7 protein-coding genes and 1 pseudogene are annotated in these 7,014 nt (G+C 64.6%); 3 read left to right on the forward strand and 5 right to left on the reverse strand.

The genetic code is table 11. The features are described 5' to 3' along the window. Window positions 1-936: pseudogene (locus EN745_RS25845) on the forward strand (exopolyphosphatase); the annotation flags it as partial. 4 nt (window positions 937-940) lie between these two features. Here EN745_RS25845 and EN745_RS25850 read toward each other — a convergent pair. The 5 genes from EN745_RS25850 to betI all read right to left on the reverse strand — a co-directional run bounded on the left by EN745_RS25850 (window position 941) and on the right by betI (window position 5,290). Beyond that, window positions 941-1,363, reverse strand: coding sequence for a DoxX family protein (locus EN745_RS25850; protein WP_126055159.1), 423 nt, complete (start codon window positions 1,361-1,363; stop codon window positions 941-943). Between the two features lie 214 nt (window positions 1,364-1,577). Then, entirely contained in the window at window positions 1,578-2,000 is a 423-nt protein-coding gene (locus tag EN745_RS25855) for a DoxX family protein (RefSeq protein ID WP_126055158.1), read from the reverse strand. Between the two features lie 113 nt (window positions 2,001-2,113). Then, window positions 2,114-3,511 (reverse strand): class II fumarate hydratase, encoded by a 1,398-nt coding sequence (gene fumC, locus EN745_RS25860; RefSeq protein ID WP_127422578.1) that lies wholly within the window; start codon window positions 3,509-3,511, stop codon window positions 2,114-2,116. 263 nt (window positions 3,512-3,774) lie between these two features. Continuing rightward, window positions 3,775-4,551, reverse strand: a complete 777-nt coding sequence (locus EN745_RS25865) for an SDR family oxidoreductase (RefSeq protein WP_127422579.1) — start codon at window positions 4,549-4,551, stop codon at window positions 3,775-3,777. An 88-nt stretch (window positions 4,552-4,639) separates the two neighbouring features. Beyond that, window positions 4,640-5,290: a transcriptional regulator BetI gene (gene betI, locus EN745_RS25870; protein WP_127422580.1), complete on the reverse strand. Its 651-nt coding sequence runs from the start codon at window positions 5,288-5,290 to the stop codon at window positions 4,640-4,642. A gap of 74 nt (window positions 5,291-5,364) precedes the next feature. Here betI and choX point away from each other — a divergent pair, with 74 nt between their 5' ends. Together choX and EN745_RS25880 are read left to right on the forward strand one after the other, a co-directional pair. Continuing rightward, on the forward strand, window positions 5,365-6,303 hold the full coding sequence (choX, locus tag EN745_RS25875; protein ID WP_126055154.1) for a choline ABC transporter substrate-binding protein: 939 nt from the start codon (window positions 5,365-5,367) through the stop codon (window positions 6,301-6,303). Next, window positions 6,300-7,014: alpha/beta hydrolase (locus EN745_RS25880; RefSeq protein ID WP_189363161.1), on the forward strand; the 715-nt coding region annotated here is incomplete at its 3' end. The genes choX and EN745_RS25880, both read left to right, overlap by 4 nt.

Here is a 7,014-nt window from a genome sequence, read left to right on the forward strand (position 1 = left end):
GGGCAGGGCAGGGCCTTCTACGCCGTCGGCGGCACCTGGCGAAACCTCGCCCGGCTGCACATGGAGATGACCAACTACCCGCTCGGCGTCATGCATCACTATGAGATCTCGGCCGACAGCGCGCAGAGCTTCCTGAAGCAGGTGACGAAGGCCGAGATCGAGAAGGTCAAGGGCATCGAAGGCGTTTCCAAGAACCGCCGCTCGCTGCTCCCCTATGGCGCCATCGTGCTGCAGGAGATCATGACGGCGATGCAGCCGTCGAAGATCGTCGTTTCGGCGCTCGGCGTGCGCGAGGGCTTTCTCTACTCGCTGCTCGACGAGGCCGAGCAGCAGGCCGATCCGCTGATCTCGGCCGCCGAGGAACTCGCGCTATTGCGCTCGCGCTCGGTCCACCATGCGCATGAGCTGGTCGACTGGACCGGCAAGGCCTTTGCCGCTTTCGGCATCGACGAGACCGAGGACGAGGCGCGTTACCGCCAGGCCGCCTGCCTGCTCGCCGATATTGGTTGGCGCGCGCATCCCGAATACCGCGGCAGGCAGTCTCTCAACATCATCGCGCACGCCTCTTTCATCGGCGTCGACCATCCCGGCCGCGCCTATCTGGCGCTGGCCGGCGCCTACCGCCATGACGGCATCTTCAACGAAGGCATCGCGCCCGAGATCAAGGCGCTGGCGCCGCCGCGCATCCTCGAGCGCGCCCGCGTTCTCGCCGCAATGATGCGCGTCGTCTACCTGATGACGGCGGCGATGCCGGGCGTGATGCCCAGGCTGAAATGGGAAAACCGCGGCAACGGCATGCTGGCGCTGGTGCTGCCGGCCTCACTTGCCGACCTCTATGGCGAGCGCCCGGCCGGCAGGCTGGCGCAACTGGCCCGGATCACCAACCGCCGGCTGGTGCTGGCGGTCGAGAATGGGCCGAGCGTTTCGGTGAAATAGGGCGTCAGGTGATGTCGGCGCCAACGCCGAAGCTACGCCCGTCGATCGACCAGGCGCCGGCGCCGGCCATTGCCAGCGCCAGGAAGCCGCCTGCGATCGCGATGTCCTTCATCAGCATCTGCTGGTGCAGGAAGGCGAGCATGGCGTCGTCGCCACCCTGACCATAGTGGCCGATGAGGCCTGCTGCCACGCAGAAGGCGGCGAGCAGCAGGCCGACGATTCGCGTCTGGAAGCCGACGAGGACGAGCAATCCGGCGATCAGCTCGAACAGGCCGGTGCCCCAGGCGGCGAGCGCCGGCAATGGCAGGCCGAGGCCGGCGAAATAGCTGGTCGTGCCGGAAATATTGGCCAGCGCGTGGAAGCCGGACGGGACGAAGAGGGCGGCAAGCAGCAGGCGGGACAATAGAAGCAGCGCATTGCGGGGCATCGTCACCTCCCGAGAGCAATTCCAGGAAAAGTGTGTAACGGTTTTCCGTCCGGAATTGCGTCAGAGCAAAGAGCGAAAGCCGGCCACTGGCCAAGCCTAGATTGCGCCCCAGTCTAGCAGAGTCGCAGACCTGGCGCGTCTGCACAGTTCGACAACGAAAAAGCGGCGCGGAAAATTCCGCGCCGCTTTGTCTAGTTCGGGATTTGAGCGGGGCTCAGCCGCGCTTGGCGTCGATCGAGTAGGAACCGGCGCCAGACGAAGCCAGCACGATGAAGCCGCCGGCGATGGCGAGGTTCTTGAGGAACTGGATCATCTGCATCTGGTCGGCCCAGCCGGTGTGGGCGACCAGCCCGGTGGCAACCGTGAAGATCGCCAGCACCCAGGCAACGATGCGGGTCTGGAAGCCGACGAGGACGGCGAGGCCGCCGAGCAGCTCGATGAGGCCGACGAGGACGGCGGTCACGGTCGGCAGCGGCAGGCCGAGGCTGCCAAAATAGCCGGCGGTGCCGGCAATCGCGGTGAGCTTGCCGAAGCCCGAAAGCAGGAAGATGACGGCCAGCAGGATGCGGCCGAGCAGGATGGTGGTGGAGCTGTTGGAAGCGACGCCGGAACCGGCGACAGAAGTGTTGATGGACATGGGACTCTCTCCGGGAGGATTGGAATGACAACCCAGATAGAGCAGGCAGACTGTTCACCAAAGATGCCGATGTGGCGACAGATTGTTCACCCGGTTACGCCGGTGATACTAGCTTACCCCGGATGCGTCATGTCCTCCGGCCGTACCAGCCGGTCGTAGTCGGCCTCGCTGACCAGGCCTGTCGCCAGTGCTTCCTCGCGCAGGGTGGTGCCCTTCTTGTGCGCCGTCTTGGCGATCTTGGCGGCGTTGTCGTAGCCGATGGTCGGCGCCAGCGCAGTGACCAGCATCAGCGAGCGGTCGAGCGCTGCCTTGATGTTGTCCTCGCGCGCCTCGATGCCGACCACGCAATTGTCGGTGAAGGAGACCGAGGCGTCGGCGAGCAACTGCACCGACTGCAGGAAATTATAGGCCATCAGCGGGTTGTAGACGTTGAGCTCGAAATGGCCCTGACTGCCGGCGAAGGTCAGCGCAGCATTGTTGCCGAACACCTGCACGCAGACCTGCGTCAGCGCTTCGCACTGGGTCGGGTTGACCTTGCCGGGCATGATCGAGGAGCCCGGCTCGTTTTCCGGCAGCGAGAGCTCGCCGAGGCCGGAGCGCGGGCCGGAGCCGAGGAAGCGGATGTCGTTGGCGATCTTGAAGAGTGCCGCCGCCGCGGCGTTGATCGCGCCATGCGAGAACACCATGGAATCATGGGCGGCCAGCGCCTCGAACTTGTTCGGCGCGGTGACGAAGGCGATGCCGGTGATGGCGGCGATGCGGTCCGCCACCTTTTCGGCGAAGCCGACCGGCGCGTTGAGGCCGGTGCCGACCGCGGTGCCGCCCTGCGCCAGCTCCTGCAGGCCGGGCAGCGTCATCTCTATGCGCTTGATCGAGGAGGCGACCTGCGCGGCATAGCCGGAGAATTCCTGGCCCAGCGTCAGCGGGGTGGCGTCCTGCGTATGCGTGCGGCCGATCTTGATGATATGCGCGAAGGCCTGGCTCTTGGCCTCCAGCGCCTTGTGCAGGTGCTTCAGCGCCGGCAGCAAATCGTGCACGATGCGCTCGGCGCAGGCGATGTGCATGGCCGTCGGATAGGTGTCGTTCGACGACTGGCTCATATTGACGTGGTCGTTCGGATGCACCGGCTTCTTCGAGCCCATGACGCCGCCGAGCAGCTCGATCGCCCGGTTGGAGATCACCTCATTGGCGTTCATGTTGGACTGCGTGCCCGAGCCGGTCTGCCACACCACCAGCGGGAAATGGTCGTTGAGCTTGCCGTCGATCACCTCCTGCGCGGCCTCGATGATCGCCTTGCCGAGCGCGGGATCGAGGCGCTTCAGCTCCATATTGGCTTCGGCCGCGGCGCGCTTGACGATGCCGAGCGCGCGCACGATCGAGGCCGGCTGCTTCTCCCAGCCGATCTTGAAATTGCCCAGCGAACGCTGCGCCTGCGCGCCCCAGTAGCGGTCGTCGGCGACCTCGATGGGACCGAATGTGTCGGTTTCGGTTCTGCTCTTCTCAGCGCTCACTGGAGGGTCTCCGGTTGTCGAATTCGGCAACGGCGTATCGCGTTGCACAAATGGCATCAAGCAGAGATTGCGGGCCAAGAAGATGCAAATCGGTTGAAGCGCCTCTTCCTTCTCCCTCTGTCGGAGAAGGTGGATCGGCGCGCAGCGCCGACACGGTTGAGAGGTGCGTGACGGATCGCTGTCGGCGCCAAGCTGGAGCCCCCTCATCCGTCGCCTTCGGCTACACCTTCTCCCACAAGGGAGGAAGGGGAAGAGAGAGCCTCTCACCCCGCCGTATAGCCGCCGTCGATCGCAAAGATGCCGCCGCTGGTCCAGGCGGCCTCGTCGCTGCCGAGATAGACGGCAATGCCAGCGAGGTCGCTGGTGCGGCCGATGCGGCCGAGCGGATAGGAGCGCTCGACATAGGCCCTGAGGTCGTCCTGTGCCTGCTGCGGCAGGTTTTCGATCGAGTTGCGCCGCATGGCGGTGTCGATCGTGCCGGGCGCAATCGCGTTGACCCGGATGCCTCGCGGGCCGAGCTCGAAGGCGAGCGACTTGGTCAGCGAGTTCAGCGCGCCCTTGGAGAGCGAGTAAAGGCTGGACGGCCGCTTCGGGATCATCTTGTTGGCGAAATAGGACGAGATGTTGATGATCGAGGCGCCGGCGCCGAGCTGCGGCAGGAGCCGCTGCGTCAGGAAGAAGGCCGCCGTCACGTTGAGCGCGAAGGAATGCTGGAACCGTTCTTCGCTGACCGTCTCGAATGGCACCAGATAAGCGACGCCGGCATTGTTGACGAGGATGTCGAGCGGCCGACCGGATCCTTTGACCCGGGCAGCCACCGCGTCGATGCCGGCGCTGGTGGCGAGGTCGGCCGACAGCGTTTCTACCGTGGCGTTACCTTTTGCTTCTACCGCCAGCGCGTCCCGCGCGGCCTCTAGCTTGCCGGCATCGCGGCCAACGATCAGCGCATCGGCGCCTTCGCGAGCGAAGGCTTCAGAGATTGCCAAGCCGATGCCATCCGAACCGCCGGTGACCAGCGCCCTTTTGCCCTGAAGTCTCATCGCCAGGCTCCTTGCAATGTGCCGCGCAGGGATGCAGCGCCGAATGGCGCGGAGGGTCAACCCGTCGGCCTATCGCCCGGTATGAAACTTACCCGGCCGACGCCATCCCGGCGGGCGCTGCCTGGCGCAGGGCGAGGCGTCCCACGACGTAGTCCTTGACCTGTCGCACCGCCAACTCGCGCGATACGCTGCCCGGCCGCAGGCCAAGCCTAAGCCACAGCCCGTCGATCAGTGCGGTGACGCCGATCACTATCTCGTCGGCCACGTCCGGCGATGTCAGGCCGCGCAAGCCGGACAACAGGTTCGAGCGCATGCGCGCGTGGATGACCTTCTGGATGCGCGCCAGCTTTTCGTCGCGGGGCACCTCGGCACAGAGCGATAGCCAGGCATGGCAGAGCGGCGGCCGGAACAGATGCTCCTCGAAATTGCCTTCTATCACCGCGTCGAGCCGTTCCATCGGCGTCCGCGCTCGCCGGAGCCTGGCGATCACCGCGTGGCAAAGGACCGCATTTGCCTCGCGCATGGCATGCTCGAACAGCTCCTGCTTGCTGCGGAAATAGTGCAGCACGATGCCTTTCGAGGCGCCGGCCTGGGCCGCCACTTTTTCCAGCGTCGCACCGGCAATGCCCTCGCGCTCCAGCACCGCGAAGGCCGCCTGCCGCAACTCCTTGCGGCGTATGTCGCTGAGACGCGTGAGTTTCATCGGATCGATCCAAGCATGGCGATTCCATGTTGACATTTTCGTCCACTTAGATCAACAATTGACCAACGGGACAATTATATGACCAATTGGTCAATAAGTGGAGAGCCGATATGTTGCGAGTGCTTGCGAACGGGGTCTGTCTGGCTGCGTTGATGCTGGGTACCCAGGCGGCCCGAGCGGCCGAGGCCGAGCAGTGCAAGGCGGTCCGCATGGCGGAACCCGGCTGGAACGATCTCGCTTTCACCACAGGGGTCGCCTACGTCCTGCTCCAGGCGCTTGGTTACGAGCCGCAGAGCGAGGTGCTCGGCATCAACGTCATCTACGAGGGCATGAAGAACAGGGACCTCGATTTATTCCTCGGCTACTGGGACCCGGCGATGGTCACCTACTATGAGCCCTACAAGAAGGACGGCTCGATCGAGAATGTGCGCGTCAATCTGGTCGGCGCCAAATACACCTTCGCCGTGCCGACCTATGTCTGGGACGCCGGCGTCAAGGACCTGTCCGACCTGCACAAATTCGCCGACAAGTTCGGCAAGAAGATGTACGGCATCGAGCCGGGCTCCAACCAGCTGATGATGGACGCTATCGCCGATCCTCAGTTCGGCCTCGACGGCTGGCAGGTGGTCGAGTCGAGCGAAGCTGGCATGCTCTCGGAGGTCGGCTACGAGATCAAGGAGAAGCAATTCATTGTCTTCCAGGGCTGGGCGCCGCATCCCATGAACACGATGTACGACTTCAAGTACCTGACCGGCGGCGACAAGTTCTTCGGCCCTAATTTCGGCGCCGCGACGGTGACGACGCAGGTGCGCAAGGGTTTTCTGCAGGAATGCCCGAATGTGGCGCAGTTCCTGAAGAACCTCGCATTCGACATCGATATGGAGAATGTCGGCATGGGCTACCTGATCAATGACGGCATGAAGCCGGAGGAGGGGGCGTTGAAGTCGATCGCCTTGCACAAGGATCGTCTCGACGCTTGGCTCGCCGGTGTCGCCACTTTCGACGGCAAGCCAGGCCTCGCCGCGGTCAAGGAAAAGCTCGGACTGTGAGGCCGGCAGCTTTGGAACTGGCGCATCAGGAGGCCGAACAGGACCCCTGGGCCGGCCGCAAGCAAATCGCCGGTGTCGGCGGTCTCGATCTTGCCTATGTCGAGGTCGCCGGTTCGGAGCCGCCGCTGCTCCTGGTTCATGGCTTCACCGACACCAGCCGCAGTTTTTCGCTGCTGGCGCCGCATCTTTCCGGGCGCCGACTGATCATGCCGGACCTGCGCGGCCACGGCGCCTCACAGGCGGGCGATGGTTATCGCATTGCTGACTTCGCAGAGGACATTGCCGGGCTGATCCGCAGCCTGCGGCTCGATCGGCCGGTCGTCGTCGGCCATTCGCTGGGTGGCATGGTGTCGATGATGCTGGCCGCGCGGCATCCCGAATTGATCGGCGGGCTGGTGATTGTGGCCAGCACGCTGAAGCCCGATTTCGGACGGGATCACCAATTGACCGACAGGGTCGCGGCGTTGCGCGATCCGATTTCGCCAGCCGATCCGTTCTATGACTGGTGGCATGCCTGCCAGCCAGGTGTGCCGCAGGCTTTTCTCGCCGGTCTCGCGAAAGACGCCTCCGCGATTCCCGCGGCGCGCTGGCGCGCCATTCTCGAAGAAATCCGCCGCGCCGATCTGACCGCCGTGGGGCGAGCCGTGCAGGTGCAGGCGTTGATCATCGCTGGTGGGCGCGATCCGCTTTTCGGCGCGGTGCACCAGCGAG

It is taken from the genome of Mesorhizobium sp. M4A.F.Ca.ET.022.05.2.1, assembly GCF_003998845.1.
In the GTDB taxonomy this organism is placed as follows: Bacteria; Pseudomonadota; Alphaproteobacteria; order Rhizobiales; family Rhizobiaceae; genus Mesorhizobium.